A 17,117-nucleotide genomic window follows, 5' to 3' on the forward strand; every position below is an offset into this window, starting at 1 on the left:
CCCCCGACCATCCGTCCGTCGCATTTCGACTCCGGTGGGAGAAGCCCACCTGGCAGGAGGACGAGCGTGCTTGCCCTACGGAAAGCGCTGGTGGCCCTGGTCGCCGCGGCAACCGTCACCGCGGGACTCACGACGGTGGGCCCCGCATCCCGCGCCGAAGCCGCGGTGCCCACGACCATCCCGCTCGAGATCAAGAACACCTCCGGGCGCAGCGATCAGGTGTACATCTACAACATCGGGACCCTGCTCTCGACCGGCCAGCAGGGCTGGGCCGACGCGAACGGCACGTTCCACGCCTGGCCCGCCGGCGGCAACCCGCCGACCCCCGCCCCCGACGCGTCGATCGCCGGACCGGCCAACGGCCAGACCAAGACGATCCGGATGCCCAAGTTCTCCGGCCGGGTCTACTTCTCCTACGGCCAGAAGCTCGTCTTCAAGCTGACCACCGGCGGTCTCGTACAGCCCGCGGTGCAGAACCCGTCCGACCCGAACGTGAACATCCTCTTCAACTGGACCGAGTACACGCTCAACGACGCCGGACTGTGGATCAACAGCACACAGGTCGACATGTTCTCGGCCCCGTACGCGGTCGGCGTCAAGAACACCGCCGGCGCCGTCAAGAACACCGGTCACCTGAAGCCGGGCGGCTACAACGGGTTCTTCAACGCCCTCAGGGGCCAGCCCGGCGGCTGGGCCAACCTCATCAGGACCCGCTCCGACGGGACCGTCCTGCGGGCCCTCGCACCCGGCCACGGCATCGAGGCAGGCGCCCTGCCCGCCACCGTCATGAACGACTACATCAACCGGGTGTGGTCCAAGTACTCCACCTCCACACTGACGGTGACACCGTTCGCCGACCAGCCGGGCACCAAGTACTACGGCAGGGTCTCCGGCAACGTCATGAACTTCACCAACGGCTCCGGCGCCGTCGTCACCAGCTTCCAGAAGCCCGACTCCGACAGCATCTTCGGCTGCTACAAGCTGCTGGACGCGCCGAACGACCTGGTACGCGGCCCGATCTCCCGCACCCTGTGCGCGGGCTTCAACCGCTCCACGCTCCTGACCAACCCCAACCAGCCCGACACGAGTTCCGCGGGCTTCTACCAGGACACCGTGACCAACCACTACTCGCGGAAGATCCACGCCCAGATGGTCGACGGCAAGGCGTACGGCTTCGCCTTCGACGACGTCGGCAACCACGAGTCGCTCGTCAACGACAACAACCCGCAGACGGCGTACATCACGCTGGACCCGTTCAGCTGAGCGAGCCGATCCGACAGCGTGTCGCGAGGACCCGGCAGGTCTGCCCGGTCCTCGCGACACGCCCGAACAACAAAAGTGACTCAGCAAACATCAACTGTTGAACACACCGACCGCCCCGCACGTATCTCCCTGCGCTGGCCAAGTACAGATTCCCAACGACCAGTTGGCATATCCCGGGAGGCACCTTTGCGGCGTATCAACGGCACGGCCCTCGTCATCGTGGCACTCGTCGGCACACTCGGCGCGCTCGCGTTCCCCGTGTGGTCGTACGCCGACCGCGCCGGTACGGGGCAGGCGAACCTCGCCTCCGGAACCGTACCGACTCGCTGGGGTCCGCTGACCGCCAACGACCGCGACCTGATCGTCCGCGTGCGACTGGCGGGTCTGTGGGAGCTGCCGGCGGGGCAGCAGGCTGCCGAGCGCTTCCCGAACGGTCCGGTACGGGAGGCGGCCGACCACCTGATCGTCGGTCACACCGACCTCGACAAGCGCGCACGCAGCGTCGCCCGGGATCTCGGTGTCGAACTGCCGAACCAGCCCAACGAGCAGCAGCAGGGCTGGCTGAACCAGATGTCCGCGGCGTCGGACGAGGACTACGTGAAGGTGTGGGCGAACCTGCTCCGGTCCGCGCACGGCAAGATCTTTCCGGTGATCGGCACGGTCCGGAACCAGACGCGCAACACGCTGGTGCGTCAGCTCGCCTCGGACACCAACCAGACCGTGCTGGATCACATCACGGTCCTTGAGAAGACCGGCGCGATCGACTTCGACGCGATCGCCAACGACTCGGTGGCCGGATCGACGGCCAGCCCGAGTGGTCCGCCGCCGCCGGTCTCGGGCGTGGCTCCGCCCGCGGCGCCGCCCGCGGAGGCCACAGGCGACATCCAGACCACCTCACGGCCTTCACCGGGTGCGCCGGGCACGGTCAACACGAACCGGCCGGAGGCCGAGGACCCGGACAACCCGGTCTCGACTCAAACCTCGTCCGCGCCGTAGCGGGGCATGACCGCCGCCCGCGTCCCGAAGCTCAAATGTTGCTCTGAACGTCCCCGCCGATGGGTTCGGCCCCGCTTCCCGGGGCCATGACCCCGTCACGCCGGAACACAGGTCCGTCGAAGGAGACGACGCACAGGTCCTGGTGAAGCCGTGGTGAAGGAGGGGGACGAGATGAAGCACTTGGGTACGGGAATCGGGTGGCGGCCGGAGATCGCGGAGGCCGTGGAGGGCATGCCCGGCATCGACTGGGTCGAGGCCGTCGCGGAGAACGTGTGCCCGGGGCATCTCCCCGAGTCGCTGGTGCGGCTGCGCGAGCGCGGCGTCACGGTGGTTCCGCACGGGGTGTCGCTCGGCCTCGGCGGCGCCGACCGCCCCGACGAGGGAAAGCTCGCCGATCTCGCGGCGGCCGCCGAGGCCCTCGGCTCCCCTCTCGTCACCGAGCACATCGCGTTCGTCCGCGCGGGCGGGGCGCTCACCGCCTCGCCCCTCCTGGAGGCCGGGCACCTGCTGCCAGTCCCCCGCACCAGGGACGCCCTCGACGTCCTCTGCGAGAACATCCGCATCGCCCAGGACGCGCTGCCCGTGCCGCTAGCGGTGGAGAACATCGCGGCGCTGATCTCCTGGCCGGGCGAGGAGATGACCGAGGGGCAGTTCCTGTACGACCTGGCCGACCGCACCGGCGTACGCCTCCTCATCGACGTGGCCAACCTCCACACCAACCACGTCAACCGCGGTGAGGACCCCGCCAAGGCCCTCGACGAGCTGCCCGTCGAGGCGATCGCGTACGTCCACGTCGCCGGCGGTTTCGAACGCGACGGCGTGTGGCACGACAGCCACGCCCACGCCGTGCCGCCCGCCGTCCTCGCGATCCTCGCCGACCTGTCCTCCCGGGTCCGCCCGCCGGGCGTACTCCTGGAGCGCGACGAGAACTTCCCCGCACCGGCCGAGCTGGAGCGAGAGCTGACGGCGATCCGGGAGACGGTGGAGAAGGGGGCTCTCTCGGTGGTTCCGACGGTGTCCGCCGAGGCCGCATCCGAGACCGCCGCCTCCGAGACCTCCGACGCTTCCAAGGCCTCCGACGCTTCCGGAACCACCGACCCGGATTCCGGTGACGCACCGAAGGCGTCACCCTCCACCGACCCCTCCCGCCAGCGGCTCGCCCTCGCGCAGGCGGCCCTGTTGTCCGCGCTGGTCGCCGGGACGCCCGTGCCGGAGGGCTTCGACGGGACCCGGCTGTCCGTGCAGGCCCGGGCGCTGGCGGGCAAGCGGGCCGATGTCGTGGCCAAGGTCGCGCCTGAGCTGCCGGAGATTCTGGCGGCGGCGTACCGCACGTCGTTCGTCGCGTACGCGCACGGCCACCCGATGACCGGCGGCTACCGGCGGGACGCGCTGGACTTCGCCGAGCATCTGCTGCTGGGCGGCCGGCTGGAGGACCCGGACGTACGGCGGCGGGTGAGCGACTGGTGGCTGGAGCGCTCGGGTCCCGCGCCGCTGTCGCAGCACCCGGCTGCCAGGCTGGCGCGCGCCACGCGGCGGGTACTGCTCAGGCGATGAGGCGCGTCCCGCTGAGGCGATGACGGGGTCCCGCCCGGGGCGTTGAGAACGAGTCGACACCGGGCGTAGAGGCCTTCGTCACCGCGTGACATCGCTCACCGGGCGACACGGGCGCCGGATCTGTACAGAACAGCGGGCCCCTTGCCTGCTCAGTGCCACTGCGCCGACGGCCGGGCGCGCGGGCTCGCATCCGGCCGGCGCCGGGCGCACCCCGCGTGTGCGCGTGGTGCACGAAAGCCCGCCCGCCGTGGGCCGCGCGCCGCCGCACCGCCCGCCACCTGCGAAAACACCCTGCCTGCGGCCGTCTGTCCGGATTCGTACGGCAACCGTCCGAACCCGTACCTCAGTTGACGTACACCGCGCAGTAATATTCCACCTTCAACCCGAAGCGCACTAACGTGCGGTGCCGCAACAGGAGGCACCATGCGATCCATCAACAGCCGCAGACTGTTCAGCGGCACCGGGCTCATCGTCACGGGCCTGGCGGCGACCCTCGTGGCGCTGATCTTCCCGGTCTGGTCGTACTCGGACCGGTCGGGCACCGGTGTGGACACGCTCAACGCCCAGACCTTGTCGACGAGGTACGGCCCGCTGTCCGCGCTGGACCGGGAGTTCGTCACCAAGGTGCGGCTCGCTGGCCTGTGGGAGCTGCCCGCCGGCCAGCAGGCCGAGGAACGCGGCACGACCCAGGCGGTCAAGACGGCGGGCGAGCACCTCGTGGAGGGGCACACGTTCCTGGACGAGCGGGTGCGCGACGTGGCCTCGCGGCTCGGGCTCCAGTTGCCCAACCAGCCCAACGAGCAGCAGCAGGCGTGGCTCGGCACGCTGAGCGCGGCACGGGGCGAGGAATACGACGTCCAGTTCGCGAACATCCTGCGCAAGGCGCACGGCAAGGTCTTCGGCCTGGTCGCCCAGGTCCGCGCGAGCACCCGCAACTCGCTCGTCCGCGGTCTCGCCGACGACGCGAACACCACGGTTCTGGACCACATCACGGTCCTGGAGGCCACCGGACTCGTCGACTTCGACGCCCTGGCCCGGGACGCGGCCACCGCGAGCCCGCCGCCGCTCACCAACTCCCCGGCCCCGCCCGGTCCGACGGACTCCCCGAGCGCGCCCGTCCCGGTCTCCCCGTCCCCGGCCTCCCCCTCCCCTTCGCCGACGTACACGCTGCCGCCGCCCGCGACGAGCCGCCCACCGGAGGACGACAAGCCGAAGGAATCCACGGAATCCAAGAAGTCCGCGGCCTCGAAGGGCGGGGACAAGGACGAGGGCAAGTCCGAGGACAAGAAGCCCTGACAACCGGAACGCAGCGAAGCGAAACGTCACACTGTGGCGACGCTCCGTCCAAATTGTGAACAAGCCGTGGCGCGCCCGGGCCTCCTTCGCATAGAAATCCCGCATGTTCTGGGTCCTCCTCCTGCTCCTGGCCTGGGTCGCGGCCGGCACCACGTGCACGCGTCTGTGCCTGGCCTCGGTCCGCGCCGCCGCCGTCGTCGACGAGACGGACCGGTTCCAGGGCCGCGGTCTCACGCTGTACGAGGCGGCGTTCCTGTCGGGCGGCCCCGCGCGGGTCGCCGATCTGACACTGGTGTCGATGGCCCGCCAGCGCCGCCTGCTGCTCGCCCACACGGGCTGGGCGACCGTCGTGGACCCGCGCGGCCGGGACGAGATGGAGCGCTCGGTACTGGGCGCGATAGGCCCGTACGGACAGTCCCGGATCGCGCCGGTCCGTACGACCGCGGCCGCCGCGGAATCCGTACGTGTCCTCGCCGACCGCCTCGTCGCGGCGGGCCTCGCCGTGCCGGACGGCGCCCGCACCACCGTCGCGGGTGCGGTGCGCCAGGTGCGGGCCGCAGCGGCGGCCGTGCTGGTGCTGGGCGCGGTCGCCCTGTTGATGCCGTCTCAGGCGCAGGAGAACCGGGCCCTGGTGGCCATCTGGTTCACGCTCCCGCTCATCCTCACCCTGAGCTGCCTCGCCATAGCCCGGATCGAGGTCCACCCCTACACGCGCTGGGCGTCCCCGGCCGGCCAGCACCTGCTGAGCGCCCTGGCCCGCCGCGCGGACACAGGCAGCGACGACCGTACGTACCTCACCACCGTGGCCGTACGCGGCATCCGCGCGATCGGCGAACCGGGCCTCCGGGCTGCCTTCGCGCACCGCGAACCGCACGCCTAGAGCGCGCCCTGGACGCGCGCCGGACGCGCATCGGGGTCATTGGGCCGACACCGGCGAGCCGGTGCTTTACTTCGCCAAGCACCAAACCAAATATCCCTTTTGCTGCTGCCGTGCACTGAAGGGAACGCGATGCGAGCTGCCGCCCTCTACGGAACGGCCGGGTCCCTGGTTCTGACCGCCGTCGTCGCCGCCCCCGCGGGCAGCGCCCAGACCCCCCTCGGCCGGCCCGAACTGCACGGCACGGCGGTCGCCGCCCAGCGCGCCGCCGCCGACGGCATCCGGTTCGGCAACTGCTCTCAGGAGCAGGACACCCCGGGCAGCCTGCAGTGCGGCACGGTGGAGGTGCCGCTCGACTACGCGCACCCCGAGGGCAAGAAGATCAAGCTGACCGTCAGCCGGGTGAAGGCCACTGGCAAGGACGGCAAGCGGCAGGTGGCGCGGCAGGGCGCGCTGGTCTTCAACCCGGGCGGTCCCGGCGCCTCCGGCATGTACTTCCCACTGATCGGCATGATCCCCGAGTGGAAGCGCATCGCCGGGGCGTACGACCTCGTCGGCTACGCCCCGCGCGGGGTCGGCCGCTCGGCGCCGCTCTCCTGCCAGGACCCGAAGCGGCTCCTGAAGGGCCCCACGCAGTCGCCGACGTACCCCTCGGAGTCGTACAAGAAGGAGCGCGTCGCGCGGGCCAAGGCGTTCGCGCGCGGCTGCGTCGAGCGGTCGGGGCGCGAGATCCGGCACTTCTCCTCGCTCAACAACGCCCGCGACCTGGACGTCCTGCGCGCCGCCCTCGGCGAACGGAAGCTGACCTTCATGGGGGCCTCGTACGGCACGTACTTCGCGTCGCTGTACGCGACGCTGTTCCCCTCGCACGTACGCCGGATGGTCTTCGACTCGGCCGTGAACCCGGACCCGGAGAAGGTCTGGTACCGGAACAACCTCGACCAGTCGGTCGCCTTCGAGGGCCGCTGGGCCGACTTCCGCACCTGGATCGCCAAACACCACAAGGTGTACGGGCTGGGCCGCACCCCGGAAGAAGTACTGCGCAGTTACGAGAAGGCCCGGGCGCGGCTCGCCGCCGAACCCGCGGGCGGCAAGGTCGGTCCCGGGCAGCTCCAGAGCACGTTCCTGCAGGCCGGGTACTACGACGACTACTGGCCGCAGCGCGCGCTGGCGCTCTCCGCCTATCTGAAGGGCGATCCGCAGCCGCTGATCCGGCAGGCGGGGCCGAACCCGGACGCGGTGGAGGAGCAGGAGAACAGCAAGGCGGTCTACATCGCCACCGAGTGCAACGACGCGCCCTGGCCTCGGGCCTGGCACACCTGGGACCGCGACAACACCCGGCTCGCACGCGTGGCCCCGTTCGAGACCTGGGACAACGTCTGGATGAACCTGCCCTGCGCGTACTGGCCCCTGCCGCGTCAACGGCCGATCGACGTCGGCACATCACCCGGCGAACTGCCGCCCACCCTGATCCTGGCCGCCGAACGGGACGCCGCGGCCCCGTACACCGGCGCCCTTGAGACGCACCGCCGCCTGTCGGGTTCAGTACTGGTCACAGAGCTGGCATCGGGCACGCACGGGATCGGCGGCGGCTCCAACGAGTGCGTCAACGCCTACTTGGACGCGTACTTGCTGGAGGGCAAGCTCCCGGTGCGCCGCGCAACCTGCGCACCGCACAAGGAGCCAACCCCGGTCGCGCCCCTTTAGGGGCGGCGCCCTTCAGGGGCGCGGGGAACTGCGCGACCAGCCCACACACACCCGCAGCCGACGTACAAGCCCACCCGAGGAGCGACTACGCGAGCCCGGCAACCAGCTCAGCAACCGACTTACGCCGCCCGGTATAGAACGGCACCTCTTCCCGGACATGCATCCGAGCCTCGGACGCACGAAGGTGACGCATGAGATCCACAATGCGATACAACTCGTCCGCCTCGAACGCGAGCATCCACTCGTAGTCGCCGAGCGAGAACGAGGCAACCGTGTTGGCACGCACGTCCGGGTACCCCCGAGCCATCTTGCCGTGGTCGGCGAGCATCCGGCGACGGTCCTCGTCCGGCAGCAGGTACCAGTCGTAGGAGCGCACGAAGGGGTACACGCTGATGTAGTTGCGCGGCGTCTCGTCGGCGAGGAACGCCGGGATGTGCGAGCGGTTGAACTCCGCCGGCCGGTGCAGCGCCATGTTCGACCAGACCGGCTCCAGCGCGCGGCCCAGCTTCGTACGGCGGAAGAGGTTGTACGCCTCCTGGAGCTGGTCAGCCGTCTCGGCGTGCCACCAGATCATGAGGTCGGCGTCGGCGCGCAGCCCCGACACGTCGTACGTGCCGCGGATCGTGACGTCCTTGGCTTCGAGCTGGTCGAAGAGCTCCTGGACCTCGTTCGCGTACCCGGCGCGCGCAGCGTCATCGGGGAGGACGTCTCGAAGTCTGAACACGGACCAGAGGGTGTAGCGGATGACCTCGTTGAGGTCCTTGGCCTTCTTGCCGGCGTTCGGGATCCTGGCCTGGCCGGTGGTGGGGGCGTCGTCACTCATGGGGCTATTCTCCCGCTCCGCCGTGCAGGCTCTGCACCGGGTTCGTGATCAGTGCGTCCGTGAGTCCGGCGCGGTCGCCGGTCAGCTTGTCCACGGCCGCGTTCGCGCTCGCGATGCAGGCCGGGATGCCGACGCCGTCGTACGCCGCTCCGCAGACGGCGAGGCCCGGCAGCTTGCCGACGTGCTCGCGGATGCGGGCCACGCGCGCGTGGTGCCCGACCGGGTACTGGGGCAGTCCGTCGGTCCAGCGGGTCACCCTGGTCTCGACGGGCTCGGCGTGCAGGCCGGTGGCCTCGCGCAGGTCGTGCCGTGACACGTCGACGAGGTCCGCGTCGTCCCGGCCGAGGATCTCCGTCTCGCCGTAGCGCCCGACGGACGTGCGCAGGACCACGACGTCCGGGTCCTCCTCCGCGATCCACCCCCACTTCTGGGAGGCGAACGTCGAGGCCTTGATGGTGCGCCCGTCAACAGGCGGCACCAGAAAACCGCTCCCTTCGGGGAGGGCGATCTCGTCGCGGCGGTAGGCGAGGGTGATCAGCGCCATGGAGGCGTACTCGACGGTCGCGAGCTCGGCCGCGGCGGCCGGGGCCTCGGCGCCGAGCAGCCCGGCCGCGGCACCGGCGGGCACCGCCACCACGACGGCGTCGGCATGGAGGACGTCACCACCGGCGACGACACGCCAGCGCCCGCCGCCGTCCGCCCCGGCCGCCTCGCCCTCGACCCGCCGCAGCTCCGTCACCGGTGCCCCCGTGACGATCTCGCCGCCCCGGGCGCGCACCGACTCCGCGACGGCGAGCGGGAGCCCGCCGACGCCGCCCTCGATGCCGGTGAAGACCGGCCCCGTCTGCTGGTTCTTCGCCGCCCTCGTCTGGATCTCGCGGACTGCCTCCGTCAACGACGTGTGGGTGCGGGCCGCCTCGAAGAGCTGGGGGACGGCCGAGCGCATCGAGATGCGGTACGCGTCGCCCGCGTAGACACCGCCGAGGAGGGGCTCGATCAGGCGGTCGACGACCTCGCGGCCGAGGCGCGCGGCGACGAACTCCCCCACCGCCACGTCGTCGCCGACCTCCGTGCGCGGCAGGTCGCGGTCGCGGTCGATCCGGCGCAGGCCCTCCTCCGAGAGGACTCCGGAGAGGGCGGCCGCGTCTCCGGGTACGCCCATGACGTGCCCCTTGGGCATGGGCCGCAGCGCCCCGCGCGTCCAGATCGAGGCGCTCGCCGTCGCGGGTGGCTGGAGCCGGTCGGCGAGGCCCACCTCGCGGGCGAGCGCCACCGCCTCGGGCCGCCGGGCGAGCATCGACTCGGCACCGAGGTCGACCCGCACTCCGGCGATCTCACCGGGCAGCAGCTTTCCGCCGAGCCGCTCCGAGGCCTCAAGCACGGTCACGCGCGCCCCGTCGTCCAGCAGCCGGTGGGCGGCGGCCAGACCGGCGATACCGCCCCCGATGACGACGACATGACCCGTGCCCGTACGTGTGTCTGCGTGCATGTCTCCACTGTCCCAGACCCCACCGACAGTCCCGCGGGCCCCGGTGCCCGTGAACGTGCCGGTGAGAGTGTCCATGACGAGTCCGGACCGTGACCTCTTCGGGACCGGATCCGGCCAACGTCTCACAAGGGCTCTGCGTCGTAGGAGCGTCAGTCATCACGACACCCTCGGGGGTAAGCCGATATGCAGACGCGTGGCAGTGGCACGACCAGGCACCGATCCGCACGACCTGTCCAGATCCTTTCGGCGCTGTGCCTCGCCGCGGCCCTCGCCCTGACGGGGTGCACGGGCGCGGCCGACGGCGGGGCCTCGAGCTCGGATGCCGACAAGGCCGCCGGCGCCCCGGGCGCGAACGAGGCGGGCGCGGGCGCGGCCGACAGCGATGCAAGCGGCGGCAAGAACGAGCAGGCCGCCGCGCCACCGAAACTGACCGCCCACATCATCCACACCGCGTCCCTGACCGTGCAGGTCAAGGATGTGCCGAAGTCCCTCGACGAGACTCGCACGGTGGTCGAGAACGCGGGCGGCATGGTCGGCAACGAGACCACGGACCGCGACTCCGAGGGCCGCGAGCGCTCCCGTGTCGTCCTGCGGGTGCCCTCGGACAAGTACGAGGAGGTCCGCACGGAGCTGGAGGGCTCGGGCAAGCTCATTGACCGCAGGGCGAAGGCCGAGGACGTCACGGAGCAGGTCGTCGACGTGGAGAGCCGTATCAAGTCGCAGCGCGCCAGCGTGGTGCGGATCCGCGAGCTGATGGACCAGGCGACCAAGCTGAGCGATGTGGTCACCCTTGAGGGCGAGTTGAGCACCCGTCAGGCCGACCTGGAGTCGCTGCTGGCCCAGCAGGCGTCCCTGAAGGACCGTACGAGCCTGGCGACGATCACGCTGTCGCTGTCCGAGACGCCGGTGAAGAAGGTCGCCAAGGACGACGACCCGGGGTTCGCGGACGCGCTCGGGGGCGGCTGGGACGCGTTCGTCACCATGTTCCGCTGGATCGCGCTGGCTCTCGGGGCGGTCCTGCCCTTCCTGGTGGGCGCGGCGCTGCTGCTGTTCCTGTGGGTGCGATTCCTGCGTGGCCGGACGCCGGTCCGGCCGGTCGCGGCGGCGCCGAGCGGCGCGGGCACGGGTTCGCTGCCGGTCGCCCCGCCGGTCCGGACAGAGGGCGACGACAAGGACTGAGCGGACCCGAGCGAATCGGCGCGATCTGGAGCGGGACCGAAATGCGGGACCCCCGTAGCGTGTTCGTATGAGCATGAGCCGTGCGAGCCGTTCCCAAGAGCGCCTGGTGGTCGTCGGAGGGGACGCGGCGGGCATGTCCGCCGCGTCCCAGGCGCGCCGTCTGAAGGGCCCCGACGAGCTGGAGATCGTGGCGTTCGAGCGGGGCCACTTCACCTCCTACTCGGCGTGCGGCATCCCCTACTGGGTGGGCGGTGACGTCGAGGACCGGGACCAGTTGATCGCGCGCTCTCCGGAGGAACACCGGGCGCGCGGGATCGACCTGCGGATGCGTACGGAGGTCACGGAACTCGACGTCGCGGGCGGCCGCGTACGCTCCCGGGACCTGGAGTCCGGGGCCGAGGCGTGGACGTCGTACGACAAGCTCGTGCTCGCCACGGGCGCCCACCCGATGCGGCCGTCGCTCCCGGGCATCGACGCGCCCGGGGTGCACGGCGTGCAGACCCTCGACGACGGGCAGGCCCTCCTCGACACGCTGGCCCGTACGGCGGGCCGCCGCGCGGTCGTGATCGGCGCGGGCTACATCGGCGTGGAGATGGCCGAGGCGCTGATCAACCGCGGGTACGAGGTGACGGTCGTCAACCGTGGCCAGGAGCCCATGTCGACGCTCGACCCGGACATGGGCCGGCTGGTGCACGAGGCCATGGAGGGCCTCGGCATCACGATGGTGAACGACGCCGAGGTCACCAAGATCCTCACCGGTGAGGACGGCCGGGTCCGCGCGGTGGCCACGGAGGACGCCGAGTACCCGGCGGACGTGGTGGTCCTCGGCATCGGCGTACGTCCCGAGACCGCGCTCGCCGAGACCGCGGGGCTGCCGCTCGGCGACCACCGGGGTCTGCTCACCGACCTGGCGATGCGGGTGCGCGGGCACGAGAACATCTGGGCGGGCGGCGACTGCGTCGAGGTCCTCGACCTGGTCTCGGGCCGCGAACGCCACATCGCCCTGGGCACCCACGCCAACAAGCACGGCCAGGTGATCGGCGCGAACGTCGGCGGCGGCTACGCCACGTTCCCGGGCGTCGTCGGCACGGCGGTCAGCAAGGTCTGCGATCTGGAGATCGCCCGTACCGGCCTGCGCGAGAAGGACGCCCGCCGGGCGGGCCTCCGGTTCGAGACGGTCACCATCGAGTCGACGAGCCGCGCGGGCTACTACCCGGGCGCCGATCCCATGAAGGTCAAGATGCTCGCCGAACGCCGCACCGGCCGCCTCCTGGGCGTCCAGATCGTCGGCCGGGAAGGCGCCGCCAAGCGCGTCGACATCGCCGCGGTCGCCCTCACCGCCTGCATGACGGTCGAACAGATGACAGCCCTGGACCTCGGCTACGCCCCACCGTTCTCCCCGGTCTGGGACCCCATCCTGGTAGCGGCCCGCAAGGCGGTGCTCGCGGTACGAGCAGGCAGCGCCCCTTGAGGGGCGCGGGGAACTGCGCGCTCAGCCCTCACCGGGCCGGTGTTCGAGACGACACCTCAGCCCACTCAGGGGCGCGAGGAACGCGCGCGACAAGCCCCCACCGGACCGTCAGCCAACACACACAACCCCAGCCTATTCAGGGGCGCGGGGAACTGCGCAACCAGCCACAGCAAACCCGCAGCCGACAACCCCGCTCAAGCCCCTTGAGCCGACCCGTTCCCGTTGATCTTCTCTATGGCCTGCCGAGCCTGCTCACCGGGCGACCGAGGCAACGACGACACGGTCGACACCGCAGGCGCAGAAGACACCGCCGAAGGCGGCATCGGCGGCGCCTGCTGAGGCCGCGCATGCGACCCCGCCTGCCGGCTCCGCAGCCGGTGGCTCACCGCCTCGTCCAACGTCACGGGCCGCTGCATGCTGGCGGACAACCGACCTGCCTCCTGGCCGAGCGCGGCCACGTCCTCCCACGACAGCCTGACCACGAGGGAAAGCTCCGCCTCTCCGTCCGGCGTGGCGATCAGGGGCTGAGTGACTCGGTCGTTCATTGACCTGTTCCTCACGTGTTGCTTGGATCACGACGGTTGCCGAAACATACGCACACGCCCGCGGTCCCGTTCAGAGTCCCCCGAACCCGGGCAGGATTTCCGCGTGGTCATACCCGTCCATGACGTGAACCCGGTCCGTCGCACGCCGTATGTGACGTACGCGCTGATCGCCGCCAACTTCGTGGTGTTCCTGGCCACTCCGGGTGTGGCGAGCTCGATCACCGGCGAGAGCGGCCTTGCCCAGCTGTGCCACCTCCAGGCGTTCCTGGACCACTGGGCGGCGGTGCCCCGGGAACTGATCCACGGACAGACCCCGACGACCGTCCCCACCGGTGACGTGGGGGTGGGCCCGCAGGGCGCCGGCTGCCTCGTCGGCCCGCCCGGCTACGACAAGTCGCCCCCGGTGTCGGTCCTCACGGCGATGTTCCTGCACAGCAGCTGGCTGCACCTGCTCGGCAACATGCTGTTCCTGATGATCTTCGGCAACAACATCGAGGACCGCCTCGGCCACATCCGCTACGTGCTGTTCTACGTGGTCTGCGGCTACGCGGCGGCGTACGGCTTCGCCCTCGTCAACGCCGACTCCGGCGACCCGCTGATCGGCGCGTCGGGTGCGATCGCCGGCGTCCTGGGCGCGTATCTGGTGCTCTACCCGAAGGCCAGGGTCTGGGTCCTCGTCCCGTTCCTGATCTTCCTGCCGCTGCGCCTGCCCGCGTGGATCGTGCTGGGCTCCTGGTTCGTCCTCCAGGCGGTGTACTCGTCCGGCACCGGCGTCTCGACGGCCGGCACCGTGGCGTACGTGGCCCACGTCGTCGGCTTCCTGGCGGGCATGCTCCTCGCCTGGCCCCTGCGCCCGGGCACGACACCGCCACCCGAGCCCCGAGGCCTGCTGTGGGGAAGACGAGCACACCCCCGCGCCCCATAGGGGCGCGGCCAGCCCCCACCGACCCGCAGACGAACCACTCGCTACCAGCGGAGCGTCATCGCGCGGTACGCACGTGCACGTACTCCACAAGCCGGGTCAACGCATCCGGATCCATCGACGGCAGGACACCGTGCCCGAGATTGAAGACGTGCCCCTCCAGACCGGCCGCGGCGTCGAGGACCTCCTGGGTCTTCTCCTCGACGGCCTCGGTCGGGGCGAAGAGGACCGCGGGATCGAGGTTGCCCTGGAGCGCCTTGCCGGGGCCGACGCGACGGGCGGCCTCGTCGAGCGGCACCCGCCAGTCGACGCCGACGACATCCGCACCGGCCTCGCCCATGAGCCCGAGCAGCTCGCCCGTACCGACACCGAAGTGAATGCGCGGGACGCCGTACTCCTCCACGGCCTTGAACACCTTCGTCGAGGCGGGCATCACGGAGCGCCGGTAGTCGGCGGGCGCGAGCGCGCCGACCCAGGAGTCGAAGAGCTGGACGGCGCTGGCCCCCGCCTCGATCTGCACCCGGAGGAAGGCGGCCGTGATGTCAGCGAGCCGGTCGAGCAGGTCGGCCCAGAGCTGCGGGTCGCCGTACATGAGCGCCTTGGTGTGCTCGTGGTTGCGGGACGGCCCGCCCTCCACGAGGTAGCTGGCGAGCGTGAAGGGCGCACCGGCGAAACCGATGAGGGGCTTCGGGCCGAGTTCGCTCGTGAGCATTCCGATCGCCTCGGTGACGTACGAGACGTCCTCGGGCGTCAGGTCGCGCAGCTGGGCGAGGTCGGCGCGGGAGCGGATCGGCTTCTCGACGACCGGACCCACACCGGGCTTGATGTCGAGGTCGACACCGATGGCCTTCAGGGGTACGACGATGTCGCTGAAGTAGATCGCCGCGTCCACGTTGTGCCGCCGTACCGGCTGGAGCGTGATCTCGGTGACCAGCTCGGGCCGCGTGCAGGACTCCAGCATGGGGATGCCCTCGCGCACCTTCAGGTACTCGGGCAGTGACCGCCCCGCCTGCCGCATGAACCACACGGGCGTGTGCGGCACGGGCTCGCGTCGGCACGCCTTGAGGAAGGTGGAGTCGTACGTCGCTGTCGGCTGCTGGCCCTTGGGGCGGTCAATGGCGCTCACGCCGAAAAGTCTCCCACGGTCGACGCGGCCCCCGGTCCCGGGTACTGCCGCGCCCGGACCCGCATGTGGGAGGGGGAGAGGGGCGCGGCGGTCCGGGTCAGCGGGACTGGGGGCCCCGGCGTTGCGGGAGGCTGACGATGGAGGCGTCGCCCGGGGCGGCCGGCGGGAGGCCGGCGATCTGGGCCAGGAGGTCGCACCAGGACGCCAGATGGGAGGCGGTGTCGGGCACACCGCCGAGGCCTTCGCGGGGTGTCCAGGAGGCGCGGATCTCGATCTGGGAGTTGGCCGGCCGGTCCGCGAGGCCGCCGAAGTAGTGGGAGCCGGCCCGGGTGACCGTGCCGCTGGGTTCGCCGTAGGAGAGGCCGCGGGCCTGGAGCGCGCCGGTCAGCCAGGACCAGCAGACCTCGGGGAGCAGCGGGTCGGTGGCCATCTCGGCCTCCAGCTCCGCGCGGACCAGGGTCACCAGGCGGAACGAGCCCTGCCAGGCGTCGTGTCCCGCCGGGTCGTGGAGCAGGACGAGCCGGCCGTCCGCCAGATCCTCGTCGCCGTCGACGACCGTGGCCTCCAATGCGTAGGTGAAGGGGGCGAGCCGCTGCGGCGGTTTCGTCGGGTCGATCTCGATCTGCGGCCGCAGCCGCGCGGCCCTCAACGCGTCGACAGCGGCCCGGAAAGGCAGCGGAGCCGCCTCCATCGCATCCCGCTCCCCCTCCTTCGGGTCGTCCATTCCGCCAGCGCCGTCCGACAGTCGTCCCTGAGCCGCAGCCATGCGGGGAAGATTAAGGGGAACAGAGCCTTCGCGCAGGGAGAGACACCCGTGCGTGGGACCACTGTCCGGATCACATCGCGCGAACACGGCACTTCTTCTTGGGGTTTTGAGGGCTCGGGCCGTCTCCGGAAGCCCCCCGGCCGGTGCACGAACGCTTCTGCCCTTTTGTCGATACGACCACTTTCAGCCGCGTAACGAAGGGGAGCGAACTCGTTTCGATCTTCGGATGATCGATCGCCCGTCCGAATTGCACGCATTGTTACTCACCAAATCGTGATCATTCTCTAAAGGCGGACGGGTTTGGTGCCGAAGACCTCTGTGACCTTGAAAGCACGGTTCGTCCCGGCTTCATCCCCACAGCCGGTCCCCCGTCCCGCACCCCAGGAGGCCTGGTGTCCGTTCTCCTCGAGCAGCCCGCAAGCCTGGTCGCCTACCGCCCGAACAAGCCGACCGCGATGGTGGTCGTGGCCGATCCCCGTGTGCGCTCCACCGTCACCCGCCACCTGTGGGCGCTCGGTGTTCGCGACGTGATCGAGGCCTCGTCCGTCGCGGAGGCTCGTCCCCGCATCGGCAACCCCCGCGACATCTGTGTCGCAGACGTCCATCTCCCCGACGGCTCCGGCCTCACCCTCCTGTCCGAAACCCGGGCCGCCGGCTGGCCGAACGGCCTGGCCCTGTCCGCCGCCGACGACATCGGCGCCGTACGCAACGCCCTCGCGGGCGGCGTCAAGGGCTACGTGGTCACCGGCACCCGCACGAACCTCGGGCTTCCCACCCGGCCGGGCGCCGTCCCGATCGGCTCGGCCGCCGCCCGTATGCACCGCCGTCCCCCGGGCTCCCCGAGCCACCCGGGCGGTTACCGCGAGCTGTCCGGCCGTGAGGTCGAGGTGCTCCGGCTGGTGGCGGAGGGCCAGTCGAACAAGGCCATCGGTGTCTCGATGGGCCTGTCCGCACTGACCGTGAAGAGCCACCTCGCCCGTATCGCCCGCAAGCTCGGCACGGGCGACCGCGCCGGAATGGTCGCGGTGGCGCTGCGGACGGGGATCATCCACTGATTCAGGATTCACTGATGATTCAGGATTCACTGACCTGACTGGTTTACG

General features: G+C 70.8%; 15 protein-coding genes. 10 read left to right on the plus strand and 5 right to left on the minus strand.

Annotation, left to right across the window (positions count from 1 at the left end; all coding sequences use genetic code 11):
• Window positions 1-66 precede the first annotated feature (66 nt).
• The 6 genes from QF035_RS14865 to QF035_RS14890 all read left to right on the plus strand — a co-directional run bounded on the left by QF035_RS14865 (window position 67) and on the right by QF035_RS14890 (window position 7,693).
• Window positions 67-1,263, plus strand: a complete 1,197-nt coding sequence (locus tag QF035_RS14865; RefSeq protein WP_307520785.1) for a glycoside hydrolase family 64 protein — start codon at window positions 67-69, stop codon at window positions 1,261-1,263.
• A 186-nt stretch (window positions 1,264-1,449) separates the two neighbouring features.
• On the plus strand, window positions 1,450-2,259 hold the full coding sequence (locus QF035_RS14870) for a DUF4142 domain-containing protein (protein ID WP_307520786.1): 810 nt from the start codon (window positions 1,450-1,452) through the stop codon (window positions 2,257-2,259).
• A 171-nt stretch (window positions 2,260-2,430) separates the two neighbouring features.
• The gene (locus QF035_RS14875) at window positions 2,431-3,813 is read left to right on the plus strand and encodes a DUF692 domain-containing protein (RefSeq protein ID WP_307520787.1); all 1,383 of its coding nucleotides are present in this window, start codon (window positions 2,431-2,433) and stop codon (window positions 3,811-3,813) included.
• A 423-nt stretch (window positions 3,814-4,236) separates the two neighbouring features.
• Window positions 4,237-5,109: a DUF4142 domain-containing protein gene (locus QF035_RS14880; RefSeq protein WP_307520789.1), complete on the plus strand. Its 873-nt coding sequence runs from the start codon at window positions 4,237-4,239 to the stop codon at window positions 5,107-5,109.
• Window positions 5,110-5,212: 103 nt separating this feature from the next.
• Window positions 5,213-5,989, plus strand: a complete 777-nt coding sequence (locus tag QF035_RS14885; RefSeq protein WP_307520790.1) for a TIGR04222 domain-containing membrane protein — start codon at window positions 5,213-5,215, stop codon at window positions 5,987-5,989.
• A gap of 129 nt (window positions 5,990-6,118) precedes the next feature.
• Window positions 6,119-7,693 carry an alpha/beta hydrolase gene (locus QF035_RS14890; protein WP_307520792.1) on the plus strand — a complete coding sequence of 525 codons (1,575 nt, stop codon included), beginning with the start codon at window positions 6,119-6,121 and terminating at the stop codon, window positions 7,691-7,693.
• Window positions 7,694-7,778: 85 nt separating this feature from the next.
• On the opposite strand, the gene hemQ is transcribed toward QF035_RS14890, so the two are convergent.
• Together hemQ and hemG are read right to left on the minus strand one after the other, a co-directional pair.
• Entirely contained in the window at window positions 7,779-8,516 is a 738-nt protein-coding gene (hemQ, locus tag QF035_RS14895; protein WP_307520793.1) for a hydrogen peroxide-dependent heme synthase, read from the minus strand.
• Window positions 8,517-8,520: 4 nt separating this feature from the next.
• The gene (gene hemG, locus QF035_RS14900; RefSeq protein ID WP_307520794.1) at window positions 8,521-10,005 is read right to left on the minus strand and encodes a protoporphyrinogen oxidase; all 1,485 of its coding nucleotides are present in this window, start codon (window positions 10,003-10,005) and stop codon (window positions 8,521-8,523) included.
• A gap of 183 nt (window positions 10,006-10,188) precedes the next feature.
• Here hemG and QF035_RS14905 point away from each other — a divergent pair, with 183 nt between their 5' ends.
• Window positions 10,189-11,184, plus strand: a complete 996-nt coding sequence (locus tag QF035_RS14905; protein ID WP_307520795.1) for a DUF4349 domain-containing protein — start codon at window positions 10,189-10,191, stop codon at window positions 11,182-11,184.
• Window positions 11,185-11,251: 67 nt separating this feature from the next.
• Complete coding sequence (locus QF035_RS14910; RefSeq protein ID WP_307520796.1) at window positions 11,252-12,655, plus strand: FAD-dependent oxidoreductase; 1,404 nt, start codon at window positions 11,252-11,254, stop codon at window positions 12,653-12,655.
• Between the two features lie 194 nt (window positions 12,656-12,849).
• Here QF035_RS14910 and QF035_RS14915 read toward each other — a convergent pair whose 3' ends face one another.
• Window positions 12,850-13,200 carry a hypothetical protein gene (locus QF035_RS14915; RefSeq protein WP_307520797.1) on the minus strand — a complete coding sequence of 117 codons (351 nt, stop codon included), beginning with the start codon at window positions 13,198-13,200 and terminating at the stop codon, window positions 12,850-12,852.
• A gap of 103 nt (window positions 13,201-13,303) precedes the next feature.
• Here QF035_RS14915 and QF035_RS14920 point away from each other — a divergent pair, with 103 nt between their 5' ends.
• On the plus strand, window positions 13,304-14,125 hold the full coding sequence (locus QF035_RS14920; protein WP_307520798.1) for a rhomboid family intramembrane serine protease: 822 nt from the start codon (window positions 13,304-13,306) through the stop codon (window positions 14,123-14,125).
• 55 nt (window positions 14,126-14,180) lie between these two features.
• Here QF035_RS14920 and hemE read toward each other — a convergent pair whose 3' ends face one another.
• Window positions 14,181-15,248: a uroporphyrinogen decarboxylase gene (gene hemE, locus QF035_RS14925; protein ID WP_307520800.1), complete on the minus strand. Its 1,068-nt coding sequence runs from the start codon at window positions 15,246-15,248 to the stop codon at window positions 14,181-14,183.
• A 97-nt stretch (window positions 15,249-15,345) separates the two neighbouring features.
• A complete protein-coding gene (locus QF035_RS14930; RefSeq protein ID WP_055616735.1) occupies window positions 15,346-15,972 on the minus strand; it encodes a DUF3000 domain-containing protein in 627 nt (208 codons plus the stop codon).
• Window positions 15,973-16,406: 434 nt separating this feature from the next.
• Between QF035_RS14930 and QF035_RS14935 the strand changes: the two genes are divergently transcribed.
• Window positions 16,407-17,069, plus strand: coding sequence for a response regulator transcription factor (locus QF035_RS14935; RefSeq protein ID WP_307520801.1), 663 nt, complete (start codon window positions 16,407-16,409; stop codon window positions 17,067-17,069).
• Window positions 17,070-17,117: the final 48 nt, after the last annotated feature.

Source organism: Streptomyces umbrinus (assembly GCF_030817415.1).
Lineage (GTDB): Bacteria > Actinomycetota > Actinomycetes > Streptomycetales > Streptomycetaceae > Streptomyces > Streptomyces umbrinus_A.